The sequence below is a fragment of the Rathayibacter sp. VKM Ac-2754 genome (genome assembly GCF_009807095.1).
Lineage (GTDB): Bacteria > Actinomycetota > Actinomycetes > Actinomycetales > Microbacteriaceae > Rathayibacter.
Map to the genome: position 1 here is coordinate 142,004 of NZ_WUCC01000007.1, position 22,099 is coordinate 164,102.

The window sequence follows — 22,099 nt, forward strand, 5'->3', positions numbered from 1 at the left end:
CCGGGGAGCACTGTTCAGCGGTGAACTCCGTCGTCTCGCTCCTCGGGAGCGTCCTCTACTTCGCCCTGCTGCTGTACTTCTTCGCGATGTGGGCCCGGTTCGTCCTCGACCTCGTCCGCGTGATCCGACGCGACTGGCGCCCCCGCGGTGTCGGACTCGTGGCCGCGGAGACCGTGTACACGGTCACCGATCCTCCGATCTCGTTCTTCCGCCGCCTGATCAAGCCGGTGTCGATCGGACCGGTGGCGCTCGACTTCGGCTGGAGCCTCACCATGCTCTGCGTCATCGTGGGCATGTACATCGCCACCTGGCTCCAGGCGGCCTGACACTCCGGCGGGGGAGCGCCTCCGCCTCGCCGTCCGCGGCGGTGTCGCCCCTGGTGCGCTCGCCCCGGTAGGATCGATCGTCGTGCAGGGCACCCCTGCACCGTCGGCGCGGAAACGTCGGCGACGACCAGACGTTGCCGCGGGGCTCGCACTGCGCCGCGCGCTCGAAGTTGCTAGCTTTAGTCGAACGTTTGTCAACGTGTACCTACTTGAAATCGAAGGTGGAAAGCCATGGCGCTCACTCCCGAAGATGTTGTCAATAAGCGGTTCCAGCCGACCAAGTTCCGCGAGGGATACGACCAGGACGAGGTCGACGACTTCCTCGACGAGGTCGTCGTCGAGCTGCGTCGCCTGAACCAGGAGAACGAGGAGCTGCGCCAGCGCCTCTCCGCCGGCGACTCCCGCCTCTCCGACCTCCAGCGCGACGGCGGAGCAGCCGCAGCGCCGGCCCCGGTCGTCGACGAGGCTCCCGCACCGGAGCCCGAGCCGGAGCCCGAGCCCGAGCCGGCTCCCGCCCCGGTCGTCGCCCCCGTCGCCTCGCAGGCGGCGCCGGTCGACGAGGCCGAGAGCTCCAGCGGACTGCTTCAGCTCGCGCGTCGTCTCCACGAGGAGCACGTCCGCGAGGGCGCCGAGAAGCGCGACGCCCTGGTCGCCGAGGGGCGCGCCACGGCGGCCCGCCTCGTCGCCGAGGCCGAGGCCAAGCAGCGCGCCCAGATCGCGAAGCTCGACGAGGAGCGCGCCGCGGTCGAGGAGCGCATCGACGGTCTCCGCACCTTCGAGCGCGAGTACCGCCAGAAGCTGAAGAGCTACATCGAGGGCCAGCTCCGCGACCTCGACACCCAGCCGGTGTCGGCCGAGGCGTCCTCCTTCCCCGGTTTTGGGGCGTAGCACCACCGCAGCGAACGTCAGGCCGAGGGTGCTGGTCACCCTCGGCCTCGTTGCGCTCGCGGTCTTCGCGATCGACCAGACCGCGAAGCACCTGGTCACGACCACCCTCGCCCTCGGCGAGGACGTCCACATCCTGGGCGACGTCCTGATCTTCCAGTACGTGAAGAACCCCGGGGCCGCGTTCTCGCTCGCCAGCGGCTCGACCTGGATCTTCTCGATCATCGCCGCGTGCGTGGTCGTGGCCCTCGTCTGGTTCGCGCGGCGCATCCGCTCGACCGCCTGGGCGGTCTTCTTCGGGCTGCTGCTCGGCGGCACGCTCGGCAACCTCTTCGACCGGCTCTTCCGCGAGCCCTCGTTCGGCCTCGGGCACGTCGTCGACTTCGTCTACACGCCGTGGCTCCTCCCCGCGATCTACAACGTCGCCGACATCGCGATCTGCTCGGCGATGGCGATCTTCGTCGTCCTGAGCCTGCGCGGCATCGGCCTCGACGGCACGCGGGCGACCCGCGACGCCGTGGCCTCCGCTCCCGATGACGACCCCGCAGAGCCGACCGGGCAGGAGGACCCCGCCCGCGAGTCCGATCCCCGCGGCAGCGCCTGATGGTCCAGTCCCGCTCGCTGCCCGTCCCCGACGGGCTCGAGGGCCTGCGCGCGGACGCCGCCGTCGCCAAGCTGCTCGGCTTCTCGCGGACCTTCGCCGCCGAGGTCGCCGAGGCCGGGGGAGTCACCGCCGACGGGCGCGTCCTCGACAAGAGCGACCGCGTCTCGGCCGGCTCGTGGCTGAACGTCGAGTGGTCTCCGCGGGAGGAGCCGCGGATCATCCCGATCGCGGTGCCCGATCTGACGGTCGTGCACGACGACGACGACATCGTCGTCATCGACAAGCCGGTCGGAGTCGCGGCGCACCCCGCCGTCGGCTGGGAGGGCCCGACCGTCCTCGGCGCCCTCGCCGCGGCCGGCTTCACGATCGCCACGTCCGGCGCCGCCGAGCGCGCGGGCATCGTGCACCGCCTCGACGCCGGGACGAGCGGGCTGATGGTCGTCGCCAAGTCGGAGCGGGCCTACACGCACCTGAAGCGCGCCTTCCACGACCGGACGGTCGAGAAGGTCTACCACGCGGTCGTGCAGGGGCACCCCGATCCGCTCGCGGGGACCATCGACGCCCCGCTCGGCCGGCACCCCTCCTCCGACTGGAAGTTCGCGGTGCGCGCCGACGGAAAGCCCTCGGTGACCCACTACGAGACGATCGAGGCGTTCCCCTTCGCCTCCCTGCTCGAGATCCACCTCGAGACCGGGCGCACCCACCAGATCCGCGTGCACATGGCGGCGCAGCGCCACCCGTGCGTCGGCGACGCGATGTACGGCGCCGACCCGACGCTCTCGAAGCGCCTCGGCCTCACGCGGCAGTGGCTCGACGCCGTCCGGCTCGGCTTCACGCACCCCGGATCGGGGGAGTGGGTGCAGTTCGAGGCGTCCTACCCCGACGACCTCGTCCACGCTCTCGAGGTCCTGCGCGGCGAGTGACGCGCCCGTCGATCGGGCGAGCGGAGTGAATCCCGCGCACCCGGCCGATGCCTCCGCCGGCGCGGTTAGACTTTCTGCCGCCCCGGTCGCGACCCTCCCCAGGTCCCCGGTCCCCCCGCCCGCAGTCCGTCGGAGGCGCATCCTTGCCGAGTAACGATTCCTTCGTCCACCTGCACGTGCACAGCGAGTACTCGATGCTCGACGGTGCCGCCCGCGTGAAGCCGCTCATCGACGCGGCGGTGGAGGAGGGCATGCCGGCGATCGCCGTCACCGACCACGGCAACGTCTTCGGCGCCTTCGACTTCTGGCGCACAGCGACCGCCGCGGGGATCAAGCCGATCATCGGCACCGAGGCCTACCTGACGCCCGGCACGCACCGGTCGGACAAGACGCGCATCCGCTGGGGAGACGGCGGCCAGGACGACGTCTCGGGCTCGGGCGCCTACACCCACATGACGCTGCTCAGCTCGACGACGACGGGGATGCACAACCTGTTCCGGCTCTCGTCGCGGGCGTCGATCGAGGGCTACTACTTCAAGCCCCGCATGGACCGCGAGATCCTCGCGGAGCACTCCGAGGGCCTGATCGCGACCACCGGCTGCCCGAGCGGCGAGGTGCAGACGCGCCTCCGACTGGGCCAGTACAAGGAGGCGCGTCAGGCGGCCGCCGACTACCGCGACATCTTCGGCAAGGAGAACTTCTTCGCCGAGATCATGGACCACGGCCTCGACATCGAGCGTCGCGTCATCGGCGACGTGATCCGCCTGGCGAAGGACCTCGACCTGCCGCTGGTCGCCACCAACGACCTCCACTACACGCACGCCCACGACGCCACCTCGCACGCCGCGCTGCTGTGCGTGCAGTCGGGTACGACGCTGGACGACCCGAAGCGCTTCAAGTTCGACGCGGACGAGTTCTACCTCAAGTCGCCGCGCGAGATGCGCCAGGTGTTCCGCGACTACCCGGAGGCGTGCGACAACACCCTGCTGATCGCCGAGCGCTGCGACGTGCAGTTCGACACCTCCGCCAACTACATGCCGCGATTCCCGGTGCCCGAGGGCGAGACCGAGGACACCTGGTTCGTCAAGGAGGTCGAGGCGGGGCTGAACGAGCGCTACCCGGACGGCATCTCGCAGGAGGTGCGCGACCGCGCCGACTACGAGACCCGCGTCATCCTGCAGATGGGCTTCCCCGGCTACTTCCTCGTCGTCGCCGACTTCATCAACTGGTCCAAGCGCAACGGCATCCGGGTGGGCCCGGGCCGCGGCTCGGGCGCCGGCTCGATGGCCGCCTACGCGATGAAGATCACCGACCTCGACCCGCTGCGCCACGGCCTGATCTTCGAGCGGTTCCTGAACCCCGACCGCGTCTCGATGCCCGACTTCGACGTCGACTTCGACGATCGTCGCCGCGGCGAGGTCATCCGCTACGTCACCGACAAGTACGGCGACGAGCGCGTCGCGCAGATCGTCACCTACGGCACGATCAAGGCGAAGCAGGCGCTCAAGGACGCCTCGCGCGTGCTCGGCTTCCCCTTCGGGATGGGCGAGAAGCTCACCAAGGCCATGCCCCCGGCGATCATGGGCAAGGACATCCCGCTGACCGGGATCAACGACCCCGAGCACCCCCGCTACAAGGAGGCGCTCGACGTCCGGAACGTGATCGCCGAGGATCCGCAGGCGAAGCTCGTCTTCGACACGGCGCTCGGGCTCGAGAACCTCAAGCGCCAGTGGGGCGTGCACGCCGCGGGCGTCATCATGTCGAGCGATCCGCTCAAGGACATCATCCCGATCATGAAGCGGGAGCAGGACGGCCAGATCGTCACGCAGTTCGACTACCCCGCGTGCGAGTCGCTCGGCCTGATCAAGATGGACTTCCTGGGGCTGCGCAACCTCACGATCATCGACGACGCGCTCGACAACATCCGCGCGAACCGCGGCGAGGACCTCGTCCTCGAGGATCTCGAGCTCGACGACCCCGCCGCCTACGAGCTGCTCGCCCGCGGCGACACGCTCGGCGTGTTCCAGCTCGACGGCGGGCCGATGCGCGGCCTCCTGCGGCTGATGAAGCCCGACAACTTCGAGGACATCTCGGCCGTCCTCGCGCTGTACCGGCCGGGGCCGATGGGCGCCGACTCCCACACCAACTACGCCCTGCGCAAGAACGGCATCCAGCAGATCACCCCGATCCACCCGGAGCTCGAGGAGCCGCTGGCGGAGGTGCTCGGCGGCACCTACGGCCTCATCGTGTACCAGGAGCAGGTGATGTCGATCGCGCAGAAGCTCGCCGGCTTCACACTCGCGCAGGCCGACCTGCTGCGCCGCGCGATGGGCAAGAAGAAGAAGTCCGAGCTCGACAAGCAGTTCGAGGGCTTCTCGGGGGGCATGGCCGACAACGGCTACTCGATGGCCGCGGTGAAGACGCTCTGGGACATCCTGCTGCCCTTCTCCGACTACGCCTTCAACAAAGCGCACTCGGCGGCCTACGGAGTGATCTCGTACTGGACCGCGTACCTCAAGGCGCACTACCCCGCCGAGTACATGGCGGCCCTGCTGACCAGCGTCGGCGACTCCAAGGACAAGATGGCCGCCTACCTCAACGAGTGCCGGCGGATGGGCATCAAGGTGCTCCCGCCGGACGTGAACGAGTCGATCGGCTTCTTCACCGCCGTCGGCACCGACATCCGCTTCGGCCTCGGCGCCGTGCGGAACGTCGGCACCAACGTGGTCGAGGGGATCCGCGCGGCCCGCGAGGAGAAGGGGCGCTTCGAGAGCTTCCACGACTTCCTCCGCAAGGCTCCGCTGCCGGTGGCGAACAAGCGCACGATCGAGTCGCTGATCAAGGCCGGCGCGTTCGACTCGCTCGGATCGACCCGCCGCGCCCTCGTCGAGGTGCACGAGGCCGCCGTCGAGGCCGCCGTCGGCGACAAGCGCAACGAGGCGAACGGGCAGGTCGGCTTCGACTTCGACAGCCTCTGGGACGAACCGCAGGCGGCGATCCAGGTGCCGGAGCGGCCCGAGTGGGCCAAGCGCGACAAGCTCGCCTTCGAGCGCGACATGCTCGGCCTCTACGTCTCGGACCACCCGCTCGCGGGGCTCGAGACCGAGCTGGCGAAGCACTACAGCACGACCATCGTCGACCTGCTCGGATCGGACACGATCGCCGACGGCGAGACCGTGGTCGTCGCGGGGCTGGTCACCAGCGTCCAGCACCGGATGGCGAAGACCTCGGGCAATCAGTACGGCATGATCCAGGTCGAGGACTTCGGCGGCGAGATCACCTGCATGTTCATGGGCAAGGCGTACCAGGAGTTCGCCCCCGCCCTCACGAACGACTCGATCGTGGTGGTCAGGGGCCGCGTGAGCATGCGCGACGACGGGATGAACCTGCACGCGTTCAGCCTCTTCGCCCCCGAGCTCAACCAGGACGGCGACTCGGGCCCCCTCACCGTCTCGATGCCCGAGTCGCGCGCGACGACCGACACGGTCTCGCAGCTCAGCGACGTGCTCATCCGGCACTCCGGCCGCACCGAGGTGCGCCTCAAGCTCATCAAGGGCGACACCGCACGCGTCTTCGAGGTGCCCTTCCCGGTGCGGATCACCCCGGACCTGTTCGGCGAGCTCAAGTCCCTCCTCGGGCCGAACTGCCTGTACTGAGTTGGATTCGAAGCCGGTCCCTGCCCGGCTTCGCGCGGTCGGCTCTTCGAGGTGGTCGCGCGGGTGGAGCGGGGGGCGAACGGCTGGGCCGATTCGCTGGGACGCGAATCAGCCGTTCGCCTCGCAGGTGGTCGCCGTCGGCTGCTGGTGGGGGGCGTCCGGCTGCGCCGAGACGGGGGAGGGCCGGCTGCGCCGAGACGGGGGTCGGGCGTCCGCGGCATGCTGGTCGAGTAGCCCCGCAGGGGCGTATCGAGACCCACCAGCTTCAGCAGGATGGGTGCTCGCAGCGAACCTTCTGGACGGGCCAGCGGGGGCGGATCGGAGCCCGCCTCCGCCAGGGCCGGCGCAGGGCCGGAGGGGGTGGGGGCGGGCCGGTAGACTGGGGCGGCCATGATCCAGACTCTCGACCTCCGGGGCCGTCGTCCGTCCGCGACCGAACTGCTCGCGCTCGTGCCCCGCAATCCGGGCACCAGCGCGAACGTGGGGCCGGTGGTCGCCGAGCTGATCGCCGACGTCCGGGCCCGCGGCGCCGAGGCGCTGCTCGAGCAGGCCGAACGGCTCGACGGGGTGCGCCCTCCCCACCTGCGGGTGCCGGCCGTGCAGATCGCCGACGCGGTCCGCGAGCTCGATCCGGCCGTCCGCCGTGCCCTCGAGGAGGCGATCGACCGGGTCCGCCGGGCGAGCGCCGCGCAGATCCCGCCCGCCCGCACCACCCGCCTCGACGACGGAGCGACCGTCACCCAGCGCTGGCAGCCGGTCTCACGCGCCGGGCTGTACGTGCCCGGCGGCAAGGCCGTCTACCCCTCGAGCGTCGTCATGAACGCCGTCCCCGCGCAGGCGGCCGGAGTCGCCTCCATCGCGATCACCTCGCCTCCGCAGAAGGCCTTCGGCGGAGCCGTGCACCCCACGATCCTCGCGGCCGCAGGGCTCCTCGGCATCGACGAGGTCTACGCCGCCGGGGGAGCGGGCGCCGTCGCCGCCCTCGCCTACGGCGTCGACTCGATCGGCCTCGAGCCGGTCAGCATCGTCACCGGCCCCGGCAACATCTGGGTGACCACCGCCAAGCGCCAGGTCCTCGGACAGGTCGGCATCGACTCCGAAGCCGGACCCACCGAGATCCTCGTGATCGCCGACTCGAGCGCCGACGCGCGACTGGTCGCCGCCGATCTGATCAGCCAGGCCGAGCACGACGAGTCGGCCTCGGCGGTCCTCGTCACCGACGACATCGGCCTCGTCCGTGCGGTCGAGCGCGAGCTCGCGGCGATGGCGCCCCTGACCCACCACTCCGAGCGCGTCGCGATCGCCCTCGGCGGCCCCCAGTCGGCGCTCGTGATCGTCGACGACCTCGAGATCGCGTGCGCCTTCAGCGACGCATACGGCCCCGAGCACCTCGAGCTGCACACCGTCGACCCGGAGGCGACCGCCGAGCGGATCCACGACGCCGGGGCGATCTTCCTCGGCCCGACCTCACCCGTCAGCCTCGGCGACTACCTCGCCGGCTCGAACCACGTGCTGCCGACCCTCGGTCAGGCGCGCTTCTCCTCCGGGCTCGGCGCGTACACCTTCCTGCGCCCGCAGCAGCTGATCTCCTACGACCGGTCCGCCCTCGAGCGGGTCGCCCCGCACATCCGCGCGCTCAGCGACGCCGAGGCGCTGCCCGCGCACGGCGACGCGGTCGACGCCCGCTTCGCCTGATCTCGGGAGGCATCCGATGTTCTGCCCCTTCTGCCGCCACCCCGACTCGCGCGTCATCGACTCGCGCACCAGCGACGACGGCCTCTCGATCCGGAGGCGTCGGCAGTGCCCCGCCTGCGGGCGGCGCTTCTCGACGACCGAGACCGCGAGCCTCGTCGTGATCAAGCGCAGCGGAGTCGTCGAGCCGTTCAGCCGCGAGAAGATCGTGAGCGGCGTGCGCAAGGCCTGCCAGGGACGCCCCGTCACCGACTCGGATCTCGCGGTGCTCGCCCAGCGCGTCGAGGAGAACATCCGCTCGACGGGCGCCTCGCAGATCGATGCGAACGACATCGGGCTCGCGATCCTCGCTCCGCTGCGCGAGCTCGACGAGGTCGCCTACCTCCGCTTCGCGAGCGTCTACCAGGCGTTCGACTCGCTGGACGACTTCGAGTCGGCCATCCTGCTGCTGCGCGCCGAGCGCGCGGGCGCCGCGCAGAGCGCCGACGAGGTCTGAGCGCCGTGTACCCGCTGCTGTTCTCGACTCTCCTGCGCAGGATCGATCCCGAGCGCGCTCACCATCTCGCGTTGCCGGTGATCCGCGCGCTCGGCGTCGTCGCTCCGCTCGTGCGCCGCTTCACGGTTCCCCGTGCCGATCTGTCGGTCGAGGCGCTCGGGCTGCGCTTCGAGACGCCGTTCGGAGTCGCGGCGGGCTTCGACAAGGACGCGACCGCCGTTCTCGGTCTCGGCGCCCTCGGCTTCGGGCACGTCGAGGTCGGCACCCTCACCGCTCAGCCGCAGCCCGGCAACGACCGGCCCCGGCTCTTCCGCCTGATCGCCGACCGCGCCGTCGTCAACCGGATGGGATTCAACAACCACGGGGCGCGTGCGGCCGCGGGGCGCCTCGCGCGCCTCCGCACTGCACGCCGTCGTCCGGTGATCGGCGTGAACATCGGCAAGAGCCGGGTGGTCTCCGTCGACGACGCCGTCGAGGACTACCTCGTCAGCGCGCGGATGCTCGCCCCCCTCGCCGACTACCTCGTCGTCAACGTGAGCTCGCCCAACACCCCGGGGCTCCGGGGCTTGCAGGAGATCGACCGGCTCGAGCCCCTGCTCGCGGCGGTGAAGGACGCGGCCGACGCGACTCCGCTGCTCGTGAAGATCGCCCCCGACCTCTCCGACGACGAGGTCGCCCGGGTCGCCGAGCTCGCCGTGCGCCTCGGCCTCGACGGCATCATCGCCACCAACACGACGCTCTCCCGGGAGGGCCTGCAGACGGACCGCGCCGTCGTCGAGGGTGCCGGAGCCGGCGGACTCTCGGGCGCTCCGCTCGCCGCCCGGTCCCTGGAGGTCCTGCGCCTCATCCGCGCCGTCGTCCCCGCCTCGTTCTGCGTGATCTCGGTCGGCGGAGTCGAGACCGCGGACGACGTCCGCGCCCGCCTCGACGCCGGCGCCACCCTCGTCCAGGGCTACACCGCGTTCATCTACCTCGGCCCCCTCTGGGCCAGATCCATCAACCGGGGGCTCCGCGAGCTCCGCTCGCACTGAGCCCGCGGAGCTGTCCACTGAGCCCGGCGAGGACGGGCTCAGGCTGAGCGCTTCGCGCTCAGCTCGGGTACGCGCGGCGCTTGACCTGGGGCTTGGGGAGGCGCATCACGCGGAGCTGGAGGGCGCGCATCGCGGCGTACCAGCGGATGCCCTTCTCGACCTTGTCGGCTCCGTAGCGCTCGGCCAGCTTCCTGCGCAGGCGGAGGCCGAGCAGGATGCAGTCGATGACGGCGAGGAGGAAGAACAGCCAGAGGATGATGAGCGTCGCGTACTGCAGCTCGGGCTGCGGGAAGAAGCTCAGCAGCAGCACGACGACCATCACCGGGATGAGGAACTCGCCGAGGCTGAAGCGCGCGTCGACCCAGTCGCGCACGAACTTGCGCTGCGGGCCCTTGTCGCGCAGCGGCAGGTAGCGCTGATCGCCGGCGGCCATGCCGACCCGGGCCTGCTCGCGCTGGAGCGCAGCCTTCTCGCGCGCGTCGCGGGCGGCCTGCTTGCGGTCGGTGACGACGAGGGGGCGCTTGCGGGCCAGCTCCTGCTCGCGCCGCGTGGGCGTCGGCCGCCCCTTGCCGGACGCCGAGGGGGTGGCGTCGTCGGGGGTGTCGGTTGCGATCGGGGGCTTGGCCACGGGGAACGTCCTTGGAATCGAGGGAGTTTCCTAAGATTACCTCCATGCCTCTCGACGCTCCGACTCCGCCGTCCACTCTCTCTGCCGATGAGGAGGCGGTGCTCGCCGCCGTCCGCGACGACCTGCCCCGCTCCCTCGGCGAGCTCGGTCGGCTCGTGCGCATCCCGTCGGTCTCGTGGGACGGCTTCGACGCGACCCGGGTGGCCGCCAGCGCCGATGCCATCTCGGAGCTGGCGCGGGAGACCGGGGCGTTCGAGGAGGTCTCGATCCGCCGGTCGACCATCGGCGACTCCGGAGTCCTCGGTCAGCCGGCGGTGCTCGCGACGCGGGCCGCGCGGAACGGCGCGCCCACTGTCCTGCTCTACGCGCACCACGACGTGCAGCCGCAGGGCGCCGAGTCCTCGTGGGACACGCCTCCGTTCGAGCCGACCGTGCGCGGGGACCGTCTCTACGGCCGGGGCGCCGCCGACGACAAGGCGGGAGTCGTCTCGCACCTCGCCGCGGTCAGGGCACTCCGCGAGGTCGCGGGCGACGACCACGATCTGGGCCTCGTCCTCTTCATCGAGGGGGAGGAGGAGTTCGGCTCGCGGTCGTTCCCCACGTTCCTCCGCGAGCACCACGACGCGCTGCGCGCCGATGTGATCGTCGTCGCCGACAGCGACAACTGGGACATCGACACTCCCTCTCTCACCGTGGGCCTGCGCGGCAACGTCACATTCACGCTCACCGTCCGCACCCTCGACCACGCGTCGCACTCCGGGATGCTCGGCGGCGCCGTCCCCGACGCGATGCTCGCCACGCTCCGCCTGCTGTCGACGCTCTGGACCGAGTCCGGCGCCGTCGCGGTCGACGGCCTCGAGGAGCACTACGGGGTCGTGCCAGAGGTCGCCGAGGCCGAGTTCCGCCGGGACGCAGGCGTTCTCGACGGCGTCTCCCTGATCGGGGAGGGGCCGATCCTCTCGCGGGTCTGGTCGAAGCCGTCGATCACGGTGACAGGCATCGACGCCCCGAGCGTCGTCGACGCCTCGAACACGCTCAGCCCCGCGATCACGGTCAAGATCAGCGCGCGGATCGCTCCCGGTCAGGCCGCCCGCGAGGGCTTCGAGGCGGTGGAGCGGCACCTGCGCGCCCACGCCCCGTTCGGCGCGCACCTCGAGATCGACGACGTCGACACGGGGGAGCCGTTCCTCGTCGACACCTCCGGCTGGGCCGTCGGCCTGGTGAAGGACGCCATGGCCGATGCCTGGGGCCGCGCCGCGCTCGAGACCAGCGCGGGAGGCAGCATCCCGTTCATCGCCGATCTCGTCCGCGAGTTCCCGGCCGCGCAGATCCTGGTGACGGGAGTCGAGGACCCCGACTCCCGGGCGCACAGCCCGAACGAGTCGCTGCACCTCGGCGTCTTCAAGCGTGCGGCTCAGACGGAGGCGCTCTTCCTGCTCCGGGCGGCCGCGCACCGCGACTGAGCGGTCGCCTCTCGCGACCGACGGGGCCGGATCCGGAATACCCTGCTCCGCCTCCAGGTTGCTCTCGTAGAATCGGAGTCTCACGGCGTCCGATCCCGCCCGTTCCCCGAGGAGTGACATGTCCGACACGACACTGACCGCCGCAGCCGACACGACCACCGCGACCAGCGCGCACGGCGTCTCGATGACCCCGACGGCCGCCGCCAAGGTCAAGAGCCTCCTGCAGCAGGAGGGCCGCGACGACCTGCGTCTGCGCGTCGCCGTCCAGCCCGGCGGCTGCTCGGGCCTGATCTACCAGCTCTACTTCGACGAGCGCACGCTCGACGCCGACGCGGTGGTCGAGTTCGAGGGCGTCGGCCTCGTGGTCGACAAGATGAGCGTCCCCTACCTCGACGGCGCCTCGATCGACTTCGAGGACACCATCCAGAAGCAGGGCTTCACGATCGACAACCCCAACGCGCAGGGCAGCTGCGCCTGCGGAGACAGCTTCCACTAGGAGCAGCGCACCGCACCGATCCGGCGCCCGACAGTCCCTCCCGAGGGGCCGTCGGGCGCCGTTCGTCGTCCTTGGCACCGAGCGGCCCGGGCGTCAAGAGCGGGGTCGTTGCATCGGGGTCCGGACACGGCGAGGTAGGCTAGCGACGGTCTAATACAGTTTCGTGTGAACTGGTCCCCAGTCTTCCGAAAGGTCACCGGTGCGTTTGAATCGCCGTCTCCGCAGGTGGGTAGCCGCCCCCGTCGCAGGAGCCCTCGCCCTCGTTCTCGCGGGCTGCTCGCAGGAGCAGCTCCAGGGCTGGCTCCCCACCGAACCCGGGACGACGAACAACGTCGACCGGGTCATCGGCCTGTGGGTCACCTCCTGGATCGTCCTGCTCGCGGTCGGTGTGATCACGTGGGGTCTCACCATCTGGGCGGTCGTCGTCTACCGCCGCCGGAAGGGCCAGACCGGCCTCCCCGTGCAGCTGCGGTACAACATGCCGATCGAGATCTTCTACACGATCGTGCCGCTCATCCTCGTGATCGGGTTCTTCGCCTTCACCGCGCGCGACCAGGCCGCGATCGAGCAGCCCTACGACGACCCCGACGAGACCATCCAGGTCTACGGCAAGCAGTGGGCGTGGGACTTCAACTACGTCGACGAGGACGTCTACTCGGCCGGCATCCAGGGCCAGTACGAGGGAGGCACCGGCGACGCCGCCGGCTCGCTCGTCGAGTCCGAGGTGCCCACCCTCTACCTGCCCGTCGGCAAGAAGATCACGATCCAGCTCGACGCTCGCGACGTGATCCACTCCTTCTGGGTCGTGGACTTCCTCTACAAGAAGGACATGATCCCCGGCAAGACGAACTTCATGTACGTCACTCCGCTCAAGGAGGGGACCTACGCCGGCAAGTGCGCCGAGCTCTGCGGCGAGTACCACTCGGCGATGCTCTTCAACGTCAAGGTCGTCTCCGAGGCCGAGTACGAGGACTACATCCAGTCGCTGCGCGACGCGGGCCAGACCGGCCAGCTCGGCGCGGAGTACGACCGCAACAGCAACCTGCCCGGCACCGACGCGCCGGTCCGCACCGAGAACGAGGAGTAAGGGAGCATGAGCACCGCCACCGCACCCGCCCCGTCGTCCCGCGCATTCGGCACCCCGCCGGTCGAGCGCAAGGCGAACGTCCTCGTTCGCTGGATGACGTCCACCGACCACAAGGTCATCGGGTACATGTACCTGATCACCTCCTTCATCTACTTCTGCATCGCGGGAGTGATGGCGCTGGTCATCCGCGCCCAGCTCTTCGAGCCCGGCCTCGCCGTGGTCGAGACCCGCGAGCAGTACAACCAGCTCTTCACGATGCACGGCACGATCATGCTGCTGATGTTCGCGACGCCGCTGTTCGCCGGCTTCGCCAACGTGCTGATGCCGCTGCAGATCGGCGCCCCCGACGTCGCCTTCCCGCGACTGAACGCGCTGGCCTACTGGTTCTACAGCTTCGGCTCGCTCATCGCCGTCGCCGGCTTCGTCACCCCGCAGGGAGCGGCGTCCTTCGGCTGGTTCGCCTACGCGCCACTCTCGAGCACGACGTTCTCGCCAGGGCTGGGCGGCAATCTCTGGGTCTTCGGCCTCGCCCTGTCCGGATTCGGCACGATCCTCGGCGCGGTGAACTTCATCACGACGATCATCACGATGCGCGCTCCCGGCATGACGATGTTCCGCATGCCGATCTTCACGTGGAACATCCTCGTGACCTCGATCCTCGTGCTGCTCGCGTTCCCCGTCCTCGCCGCGGCGATGTTCGGGCTCGGAGCCGACCGCGTCTTCGACGCGCACATCTACGACGCGGCCAACGGCGGCGTCCTGCTCTGGCAGCACCTCTTCTGGTTCTTCGGCCACCCCGAGGTGTACATCATCGCGCTGCCGTTCTTCGGCATCGTCTCCGAGGTCTTCCCGGTGTTCAGCCGCAAGCCGATCTTCGGCTACAAGACGCTGATCTACGCGACCATCGCGATCGCGGCCCTCTCGGTCACCGTCTGGGCGCACCACATGTACGTGACCGGCTCCGTCCTCCTGCCGTTCTTCTCGCTGATGACGATGCTCATCGCAGTGCCGACGGGCGTGAAGATCTTCAACTGGATCGGCACGATGTGGCGAGGCTCGGTGACGTTCGAGACCCCCATGATCTGGGCGATCGGCTTCCTGATCACCTTCACCTTCGGTGGGCTCACGGGCGTCATCCTCGCCTCACCGCCGCTCGACTTCCACGTCTCCGACTCCTACTTCGTCGTGGCGCACTTCCACTACGTCGTCTTCGGCACGGTCGTCTTCGCGATGTTCTCGGGCTTCTACTTCTGGTGGCCCAAGTGGACCGGCAAGATGCTCAACGAGACGCTGGGCAAGTGGCACTTCTGGCTGCTGTTCATCGGCTTCCACACCACGTTCCTCATCCAGCACTGGCTCGGCGTCGTGGGCATGCCCCGTCGCTACGCGAGCTACCTGCCCGAGGACGGCTTCACGTGGATGAACCAGGTGTCGACCGTGGGCGCGATGATCCTCGCGGTGTCGCTCATCCCGTTCTTCCTCAACGTGTACATCACGGCGCGGAAGGCTCCGAAGGTCACCGTCAACGACCCCTGGGGCTTCTCGCGGTCGCTCGAGTGGGCGACCTCGTGCCCGCCGCCCCGTCACAACTTCACCTCGATCCCGCGCATCCGCAGCGAGGCTCCGGCCTTCGACCTCAACCACCCCGAGGCCGGCATCCCCGTCGGCATCGGTCCGGCGAAGGATGCTCCGGACGCCCCCACGTACGACAAGTCCGAAGGCACGGTGAAGTAGGGCCATGCGCGCGAACGTCAATCTGTTCTGGCTGCTGGCCGGCTTCTTCCTCCTCGCCGATGTCACCTACATCGTCTGGTCGCTCATCGACACGGGCCAGATCGAGTGGGTCGGCACCGTCGGCATCGCCCTCTCGTCGGTGCTGGGCGCGTTCATCGCGTTCTACGTCGGCCGTGTCCACAAGGCTCAGGGCGCCGAGCTGCCCGAGGACCGTCTCGACGCGGACATCGACGACGGTGACCCGGAGCTGGGCTTCTTCAGCCCGTGGAGCTGGTGGCCGCTGATCCTCGGCGCATCGGCGGCGCTGGCCTTCCTCGGTCTCGCCGTCGGTTTCTGGATCGTCTACATCGCGGTCGGTCTCTTCCTCGTCGCGATCGCCGGCTGGGTCTACGAGTACTACCGCGGGTACTTCGCCCGCTAGGCGGTGTCTCCGGTGAGAGGGCCGGGTGCAGGAGGATTCGTCCTCCGGCACCCGGCCCTCTCGTCCGTCCGGCCCCGGACTGCGATCGGGCGCTGCGTCCGTCGGTCGGAGTAGGCTCGCGCGATGACCGACCGTGCGGTGCCGAACCTGCCCTCCCGCGACCTCGACGCCACGATCGCCTTCTACGGCCGCTTCGGATTCAGCCCGGGCTATCGGGGTGACAGCTGGCTGATCCTGCGCTCAGGAGGGCTCGAGCTCGAGTTCTTCCCCTTCGCCGACCTCGTCCCCGCCGAGAGCGACGCGATGTGCAGCATCCGGGTCGATGACGTCGACGCGCTGTACGCGCGGATCAAGGGCTCCGGGGTGCCGGAGCGGAGCAGCGGCCATCCTCGGCTCGTGCCCGTCCGGAGGCAGCCCTGGGGACTGCGCGCGGGATTCCTCGTCGACATCGACGGCTCGCAGCTGCAGCTGATCGGCAACGGCTCCTAGGGCCCGTCGCTCCCGGCGCCGAGGGATCCACGAACCGTCGAGGGAGCCTGCACTTCGGGGCGGCCTCGATCGACGTGCGGGGGTTCCTTGACTGTCGACGCGGGCGGGGGAGGATGGGCGCATGAGTCCTGTTCCGTACCTGTTCTTCGACGGTCGCGCCCGAGAGGCTCTGACGTTCTATCGCGAGGTCTTCGGGGGCGAGCTCGAGCTGCACGCCCTCGAGGAGTTCGGGCGCACCGACGGCAGCCCGGAGGCGATCGCGCATGGCGCGCTCAGCGGCCCTGTGGCGATCTTCGCGGCCGATGAGCACGGCGCGGAGCTGCGGATGGACGGGCTCGTCCTCGCGCTCCTGGGCGCCGCTGACGCCGTCACGACGGCCGCCTGGTTCGAACGGCTCGCAGAGCATGGCACCGTCGCGGATCCGCTGCAGGAGAGGCCGTGGGGCGACCACGACGGCCAGGTGACGGACCGGTTCGGAGTGCGCTGGCTGCTCGGGCACTCGGGCTGACGCGTCGGCATCATCGATCAGGCACACCGTCCGCCAAGCACGACGAAGGGCCCGGACGACGGATCGTCCGGGCCCTTCGGGGGAGGGGGCCTAGTGCTCGCTGTGCGAGCTCTCGAGCTCCTTCTGGGTGACGGGAGTGATGCGGTCCTCGAAGAACCAGCGGGAGAGCCCGGCCCGCACACGCTGCGGGGCGCTGATGCGGCCGCGGGAGTCAGGACGGATCATCAGGGGCTGGTACTCGTCCTGGCTGACGAGCTTCCAGCGCTCGTACTCGTCGAGCTGCTGGTGCACCTCGATGAACTCGCCGCCGGGGAGGCGGACGATGCGGCCGGACTCGAAGCCGTGCAGGGCGATCTCGCGGTCCTTCTTCTGCAGCGCGAGGCAGATGCGCTTGGTGATGAAGTAGGCGATGAACGGGCCGACGATGACCGCGAACTGCAGCGAGTGGATGACGCCTTCCATCGTGAGGTGGAAGTGGGTCGCGATGATGTCCGACGACGCGGCGGCCCAGAGACCGGCGTAGAACGTGACACCGGCGGCACCGATGGCCGTACGGGTCGCGGCGTTGCGCGGGCGGTCCAGCAGGTGGTGCTCGCGCTTGTCACCGGTGATCCAGGCCTCGATGAACGGGTAGAGCATCACCAGGACGATGAACAGCCCCAGGCCGCCGAGCGGGATCAGGATGTTGAACGACAGGGTGCCGATGCCCGGGATGGCCCACTCGAGTCCCGGCGGGATCAGACGCAGGGCACCGTCGGCGAAGCCGATGTACCAGTCGGGCTGGGTTCCGGCCGACACCGGCGAGGGGTCGTACGGTCCGTAGTTCCAGATCGGGTTGATCGTGAACAGCGAGGCGATGAGGACGACGACACCGAAGACGATGAAGAAGAACCCACCGGCCTTGGCGGCGTAGACCGGCAGCACCGGGTAGCCGACGACGTTCTGCTCGGTCTTGCCGGCACCCGGAAACTGGGTGTGCTTGTGGACGACCACGAACACGAGGTGGAGCGCGATGAACGCGAGCACCAGGGCGGGCAGCAGCAGGATGTGCAGGGTGTAGAGACGGCCGACGATGTCGGTGCCCGGGAACTCGCCGCCGAAGAGGAGGAACGAGATCCAGGTGCCCACGATCGGGATGCCCTTGACCATGCCGTCGATGATGCGGAGGCCGTTGCCCGAGAGCAGGTCGTCGGGGAGGGAGTAGCCGGTGAAGCCCTCGGCCATCGCGAGGATGAAGAGGACGAAGCCGATGACCCAGTTGAGCTCGCGCGGCTTGCGGAACGCACCGGTGAAGAAGATGCGCAGCATGTGCAGGCCGATCGAGGCCACGAACAGCAGGGCCGCCCAGTGGTGGATCTGGCGCATCAGGAGGCCGCCGCGGATGTCGAACGAGATGTCGAGCGACGAGGACATCGCCGCGGACATCTCGATGCCCTTCAGGGGCAGGTAGCTGCCCTCGTAGTGCGTCTCGACCATGGAGGCCTGGAAGAAGAAGGTGAGGAACGTGCCCGAGAGCAGGATGATGACGAAGCTGTACAGCGCCACCTCGCCCAGGAGGAACGACCAGTGGTCGGGGAAGATCTTGCGGCCGAACTCCTTGACGACCGCCGAGATGCTCGTGCGCTCGTCGATGTAGTTCGACGCGGCTCCGACGTATCCCTTCTGCAGCTTGCCGCTGCCCAGGATGACGCCGTCGCCCTGCTCGGCGGGGGGGCCGGCGGGACGTGCGGGGGTGGTGGTGGACATGTGAGTCATCGCTCCCAGAAGGACGGACCGACGGGCTCCGTGAAGTCGCGCTGCGCGACCAGATAGCCCTCGTCGTCGATGGTGATGGGTAGCTGCGGAAGCGGGCGCTTCGCGGGTCCGAAGATCACAGCGGCTTCGCGCGTGATGTCGAACTGCGACTGGTGGCACGGGCACAGCAGGTGGTGGGTCTGCTGCTCGTACAGTGCCACGGGGCAGCCGACGTGCGTGCAGATCTTGGAGTAGGCGACGATCCCGTCGTAGTTCCAGGTCTCGCGACCCTCGCTGACGATCAGGTCTTCCGGCTTCAGGCGCATCAGGAGGACGGCGGCTTTGGCCTTCTCCTCCAGCTTGCCCTCGACTTCGTCGAGTCCCTCGGGGATGACGTGGAAGGCGGAGCCCAGGGTGACGTCCGATGCGAGGATCGGGGCACCCGAGGGGTCCAGGGTGAGCCTCGTGCCCTCGCGCCACATCGTGGTCTTGAGGAGGGCGACGGGGTTCTGATCCTGCGGGCCGAGGCCCCGGAACAGGATCACGGCGGGCAGGGGGAAGACGACCAGGGCGCCGATGAGGCTGTTCCGGACGAGCGAGCGCCGGCCGAAGCCGGACTCCTTGTCGGACTGGTCGAAGATCTCGAGGGCGCGCGCGCGGGTGTCCTCGGAGCTGCGGACGGGGTGGCGGATGTCGATGCCCTCGTGGTCCGACATCAGCTGCTTGCCCCAGTGGACGGCGGCGATGCCGATGCCCAGCAGGGCGAGGGACATGCCGAGGCCGATGAACAGGGTGTTCAGCCGGACCGACGCCACATCCTCCGTGATCGGGAACGCCATGTACGCGGCGACCGCGAAGATGGAGCCCGCGAAGGACAGGTAGAAGAGCGTGTACACCGTGCGCTCGGCACGCTTCTCGACCTTGGGGTCGAGGTCGGTCATCCGGGGGCGGTGCGGCGGGAGTCCCGGGTCCTGGACGCGTCCCCGCGTCACGACCGCGGTGCCGGCCGGAGCCGTCCCGTGCCCGGTGGCCGACGAGGTGGCGAGGTCGGTGCCGCCACCCTCATCGTGCTCTGCCATGGTTCTCCTTTTCACGCCGTGTTGTCTCACGCCTGCTCGGCACCGCTCGGTGCCCTTGACTGGAAGCGCCCGTCGGGGCGCCGGTGTTCGCTAGTTCGATCGGGCGGTGATCCACACCGTGAGCGCGACGATGGCGCCGAGACCGAAGATCCAGAGGAAGAGGCCCTCCGCGACCGGCCCGAGGGAGCCGAGCGCGAATCCGCCGGGAGACGGGTTGGCCTCGATGTACTTGAGGTACGAGATGATGTCGCGCTTGTCCTCGGGCGAGATGTTGAGGTCGTTGAAGACCGGCATGTTCTGCGGGCCGGTGACCATCGCCTCGTAGATGTGCGCCTCGGTCACGCCGCCCAGCGGGGGAGCGAACTTGCCCTCGGTCAGCGCGCCGCCGGCTCCGGCGACGTTGTGGCACATCGCGCAGTTGATGCGGAAGAGCTCGGCGCCGTTGGCGCTGTCGCCCTGTCCGTCGAGGACCTCGCCCTCGGGGATGGCGGGGCCGGGGGCGAGCGACGCGACGTAGGCGGCCAGCTCGGCGACCTGCTCGTCGGTGAACTGCACCGGCTTCTCGAGCGCCTGCGGTCCCTGCATCTGCATCGGCATGCGGCCGGTGCCGACCTGGAAGTCGACCGAGGCCGCGCCGACGCCGATGAGCGACGGGGCGTTGTCGGTGCCGGCGGCGTCGAGGCCGTGGCAGGTGGCGCAGTTGGCCGCGAAGAGCTTGGAGCCCTCGTCGATCGTCTGCTGACTGTTGGCCGAGGTCTCGGCGGAGGCAGAGGTCGCCACGCCGACGGCCGCGTACGTGCCGCCCGTCAGGCCGAGGCCGATGGCGATCAGAGCCAGCGTGGCGAGAGGGTGGCGGCGACCCTTCTTGGCGCGGCTCTTCGTCTTCGGGGAGGCCATCGAGGCAACCTTCCTGCGGGGTTCGGGGGTGGAGTCCATCGGTGCCACGCGGGTCACTTGAGGAAGTAGATGACGACGAACAGGGCGACCCAGACGACGTCGACGAAGTGCCAGTAGTAGGAGACGACGATCGCGCTGGTCGCCTCCTTGTGGCCGAAGTTCTTGACCGCGAAGCCGCGGCCGATGACGAGGAGGAAGGCGATCAGACCGCCGGTGACGTGCAGCGCGTGGAATCCGGTGGTGATGTAGAACGCGGAGCCGTAGGCGTTGCTCGAGAGGCTCACGCCCTCGGAGACGAGGGTGGCGTACTCGAAGACCTGACCCGAGACGAAGACGGCGCCCAGCGCGTAGGTGACGAAGAACCACTCGACCATGCCCCACTTGAGCGGGCTCATGCCCGTCGCGCGCGGCTGGAGGCGCTCTGCGGCGAACACTCCCGCCTGGCACGTGAAGGAGGACGCGACCAGGATGATCGTGTTCACCGTCGCGTACGGGACGTTGAGGATGCCGGTCTCGGCTGCCCACAGCTCCGGCGAGGTGCTGCGCAGGGTGAAGTAGATCGCGAACAGGCCCGCGAAGAACATGACCTCGCTGCTCAGCCAGACGATCGTTCCGACCGCGACCGGATTGGGTCGGTTCACTACGGGCGCGGTGGCCGTGGGGGAGATTGAGGTGCTCGTCACACAGACCATTATGGCCGATGGCAAGAGGGGTAACTCGCACTTCCCGTGGGGCCTTCGTAGTCGCATAATCTGAGAGCCATGTCGGAAACCCTGTCCTGGCCGCGGATCATCAGCTCCCTCCTCGAATCCTCCGATCTCAGCGTCCACGAGGCCACCTGGGCCATGGAGCAGGTCATGCAGGGGGAGGCGACCCCCGCGCAGCTGGCGGGTCTGCTGGTGGCACTGCGGGCGAAGGGCGAGACGGTCGACGAGATCGTCGGCTTCCGCGACGCGATCCTGGAGCACGCGGTTCCGCTCGACGTGGATCCGATGGCGCTCGACATCGTCGGGACGGGGGGCGACCGCTTCGGCACCGTGAACATCTCGTCGACGGCGGCGATCATCGCGGCGGCGGCGGGGACTCCGGTGATCAAGCACGGCAACCGGGCGGCCTCGTCGTCGTCGGGGTCGTCGGACGTGCTCGCCGCCCTCGGCGTCGACCTGACGCTGTCGCCCGAGCGCGTCGCGGAGGCGTTCCGCCGCACCGGGATCGCCTTCGTCTTCGCCGCGATGTTCCACCCCGGCTTCCGGCACGCCGGCGCCGTCCGCGCCGAGCTGGGCGTGCCGACGGTGTTCAACTTCCTCGGTCCGCTGTGCAATCCCGCGCGCCCCGAGGCGTCGGCGGTCGGTGTCGCCCACCTCGATCGCGTTCCTCTCTTCACGGGCGTGTTCCAGACGCGGGGGGCGACCGCCCTGGTGTTCCGCGGCGACGACGGCCTCGACGAGCTGACGACGACCGGCCACAGCCACATCTGGGAGGTCTCGCGCGGCTCGGTCGTCGAGCACGACCTCGACCCCCGCGACCTGGGGCTGCGCCGCGCGAGCATCGACGAGCTCCGCGGCAGGGACGCCGCCTACAACGCCGGCGTCGTCCGCGCGACCCTGGCGGGGGAGGAGGGAGCGGTGCGCGACATCGTCCTCCTCAACGCCGCGGCCGGGCTGATCGCCTACGACCTCGCTCGCGACCCCGCCCTGATCCGGACCTCGATCCTCGACCGCTTCCGCTCGGCCCTGGATCGGGCGGCCTCCGCCGTCGACTCCGGCGCGGCGACGGCGAAGCTCGCGGAGTGGGTGCAGGAGACCCGGCGGGTCGACTGACGCCCTCCGACCCGACCCGCGACCTCTGATCCCATGGGCCGCAGGGCGTAACGTGGGAGCGCTGTCCGCGACGGTGCGGACCGCGATCCACCACGCGCCGGATCGCCCCGAGGACAGGGCACGCCGACCG

The 22,099-nt window shown here is 69.6% G+C and carries 21 protein-coding genes; 16 read left to right on the forward strand and 5 right to left on the reverse strand.

The genetic code is table 11. The features are described from left to right. Positions 1 to 20 precede the first annotated feature (20 nt). From GRS92_RS13390 to GRS92_RS13425, 8 genes are all read left to right on the forward strand, one after another. Positions 21 to 326, forward strand: a complete 306-nt coding sequence (locus GRS92_RS13390; protein WP_268817149.1) for a YggT family protein — start codon at positions 21 to 23, stop codon at positions 324 to 326. A gap of 231 nt (positions 327 to 557) precedes the next feature. Continuing rightward, positions 558 to 1,214 carry a DivIVA domain-containing protein gene (locus GRS92_RS13395; RefSeq protein ID WP_159857179.1) on the forward strand — a complete coding sequence of 219 codons (657 nt, stop codon included), beginning with the start codon at positions 558 to 560 and terminating at the stop codon, positions 1,212 to 1,214. Between the two features lie 28 nt (positions 1,215 to 1,242). After that, positions 1,243 to 1,815, forward strand: coding sequence for a signal peptidase II (gene lspA, locus GRS92_RS13400; RefSeq protein ID WP_235022026.1), 573 nt, complete (start codon positions 1,243 to 1,245; stop codon positions 1,813 to 1,815). Continuing rightward, positions 1,815 to 2,738 carry an RluA family pseudouridine synthase gene (locus GRS92_RS13405; RefSeq protein WP_159857181.1) on the forward strand — a complete coding sequence of 308 codons (924 nt, stop codon included), beginning with the start codon at positions 1,815 to 1,817 and terminating at the stop codon, positions 2,736 to 2,738. The genes lspA and GRS92_RS13405 overlap by 1 nt, the downstream gene beginning before the upstream one ends. A 194-nt stretch (positions 2,739 to 2,932) precedes the next feature. Further along, entirely contained in the window at positions 2,933 to 6,394 is a 3,462-nt protein-coding gene (dnaE, locus tag GRS92_RS13410) for a DNA polymerase III subunit alpha (RefSeq protein WP_235022031.1), read from the forward strand. A gap of 390 nt (positions 6,395 to 6,784) precedes the next feature. Continuing rightward, complete coding sequence (gene hisD, locus GRS92_RS13415) at positions 6,785 to 8,089, forward strand: histidinol dehydrogenase (protein ID WP_159857185.1); 1,305 nt, start codon at positions 6,785 to 6,787, stop codon at positions 8,087 to 8,089. Between the two features lie 16 nt (positions 8,090 to 8,105). Continuing rightward, positions 8,106 to 8,582: a transcriptional regulator NrdR gene (gene nrdR, locus GRS92_RS13420; protein ID WP_159857187.1), complete on the forward strand. Its 477-nt coding sequence runs from the start codon at positions 8,106 to 8,108 to the stop codon at positions 8,580 to 8,582. A 5-nt stretch (positions 8,583 to 8,587) separates the two neighbouring features. Beyond that, positions 8,588 to 9,613 (forward strand): quinone-dependent dihydroorotate dehydrogenase, encoded by a 1,026-nt coding sequence (locus GRS92_RS13425; RefSeq protein ID WP_159857189.1) that lies wholly within the window; start codon positions 8,588 to 8,590, stop codon positions 9,611 to 9,613. A gap of 58 nt (positions 9,614 to 9,671) precedes the next feature. Here GRS92_RS13425 and GRS92_RS13430 read toward each other — a convergent pair whose 3' ends face one another. Further along, positions 9,672 to 10,241 (reverse strand): DUF3043 domain-containing protein, encoded by a 570-nt coding sequence (locus tag GRS92_RS13430; RefSeq protein WP_204162071.1) that lies wholly within the window; start codon positions 10,239 to 10,241, stop codon positions 9,672 to 9,674. A 44-nt stretch (positions 10,242 to 10,285) separates the two neighbouring features. Between GRS92_RS13430 and GRS92_RS13435 the strand changes: the two genes are divergently transcribed. The 7 genes from GRS92_RS13435 to GRS92_RS13465 all read left to right on the forward strand — a co-directional run bounded on the left by GRS92_RS13435 (position 10,286) and on the right by GRS92_RS13465 (position 16,439). Beyond that, positions 10,286 to 11,704 carry a dipeptidase gene (locus GRS92_RS13435; RefSeq protein WP_159857191.1) on the forward strand — a complete coding sequence of 473 codons (1,419 nt, stop codon included), beginning with the start codon at positions 10,286 to 10,288 and terminating at the stop codon, positions 11,702 to 11,704. Positions 11,705 to 11,822: 118 nt separating this feature from the next. Further along, positions 11,823 to 12,200 carry an iron-sulfur cluster insertion protein ErpA gene (gene erpA, locus GRS92_RS13440; RefSeq protein ID WP_159857193.1) on the forward strand — a complete coding sequence of 126 codons (378 nt, stop codon included), beginning with the start codon at positions 11,823 to 11,825 and terminating at the stop codon, positions 12,198 to 12,200. 199 nt (positions 12,201 to 12,399) lie between these two features. Beyond that, positions 12,400 to 13,287 carry an aa3-type cytochrome oxidase subunit II gene (gene ctaC / locus GRS92_RS13445; protein ID WP_159857195.1) on the forward strand — a complete coding sequence of 296 codons (888 nt, stop codon included), beginning with the start codon at positions 12,400 to 12,402 and terminating at the stop codon, positions 13,285 to 13,287. 6 nt (positions 13,288 to 13,293) lie between these two features. Then, positions 13,294 to 15,021: an aa3-type cytochrome oxidase subunit I gene (ctaD, locus tag GRS92_RS13450; RefSeq protein WP_159857197.1), complete on the forward strand. Its 1,728-nt coding sequence runs from the start codon at positions 13,294 to 13,296 to the stop codon at positions 15,019 to 15,021. Positions 15,022 to 15,025: 4 nt separating this feature from the next. Beyond that, positions 15,026 to 15,442, forward strand: a complete 417-nt coding sequence (locus GRS92_RS13455; protein WP_159857199.1) for a cytochrome c oxidase subunit 4 — start codon at positions 15,026 to 15,028, stop codon at positions 15,440 to 15,442. Between the two features lie 123 nt (positions 15,443 to 15,565). Next, positions 15,566 to 15,931, forward strand: a complete 366-nt coding sequence (locus GRS92_RS13460; RefSeq protein ID WP_159857201.1) for a bleomycin resistance protein — start codon at positions 15,566 to 15,568, stop codon at positions 15,929 to 15,931. Positions 15,932 to 16,052: 121 nt separating this feature from the next. Next, on the forward strand, positions 16,053 to 16,439 hold the full coding sequence (locus GRS92_RS13465; protein ID WP_159857203.1) for a VOC family protein: 387 nt from the start codon (positions 16,053 to 16,055) through the stop codon (positions 16,437 to 16,439). Between the two features lie 90 nt (positions 16,440 to 16,529). Here the strand turns inward: GRS92_RS13465 and qcrB are convergent, their stop codons facing one another. The 4 genes from qcrB to ctaE all read right to left on the reverse strand — a co-directional run bounded on the left by qcrB (position 16,530) and on the right by ctaE (position 20,841). Continuing rightward, the gene (gene qcrB, locus GRS92_RS13470) at positions 16,530 to 18,185 is read right to left on the reverse strand and encodes a cytochrome bc1 complex cytochrome b subunit (protein WP_159857205.1); all 1,656 of its coding nucleotides are present in this window, start codon (positions 18,183 to 18,185) and stop codon (positions 16,530 to 16,532) included. Positions 18,186 to 18,190: 5 nt separating this feature from the next. Further along, on the reverse strand, positions 18,191 to 19,252 hold the full coding sequence (qcrA, locus tag GRS92_RS13475) for a cytochrome bc1 complex Rieske iron-sulfur subunit (RefSeq protein ID WP_159857207.1): 1,062 nt from the start codon (positions 19,250 to 19,252) through the stop codon (positions 18,191 to 18,193). A gap of 90 nt (positions 19,253 to 19,342) precedes the next feature. Continuing rightward, positions 19,343 to 20,149: a cytochrome bc1 complex diheme cytochrome c subunit gene (gene qcrC / locus GRS92_RS13480; protein WP_159857209.1), complete on the reverse strand. Its 807-nt coding sequence runs from the start codon at positions 20,147 to 20,149 to the stop codon at positions 19,343 to 19,345. Positions 20,150 to 20,202: 53 nt separating this feature from the next. Continuing rightward, on the reverse strand, positions 20,203 to 20,841 hold the full coding sequence (gene ctaE, locus GRS92_RS13485) for an aa3-type cytochrome oxidase subunit III (protein ID WP_159857210.1): 639 nt from the start codon (positions 20,839 to 20,841) through the stop codon (positions 20,203 to 20,205). 69 nt (positions 20,842 to 20,910) lie between these two features. Between ctaE and trpD the strand changes: the two genes are divergently transcribed. Beyond that, positions 20,911 to 21,969, forward strand: coding sequence for an anthranilate phosphoribosyltransferase (gene trpD / locus GRS92_RS13490; RefSeq protein WP_159857212.1), 1,059 nt, complete (start codon positions 20,911 to 20,913; stop codon positions 21,967 to 21,969). Positions 21,970 to 22,099: the final 130 nt, after the last annotated feature.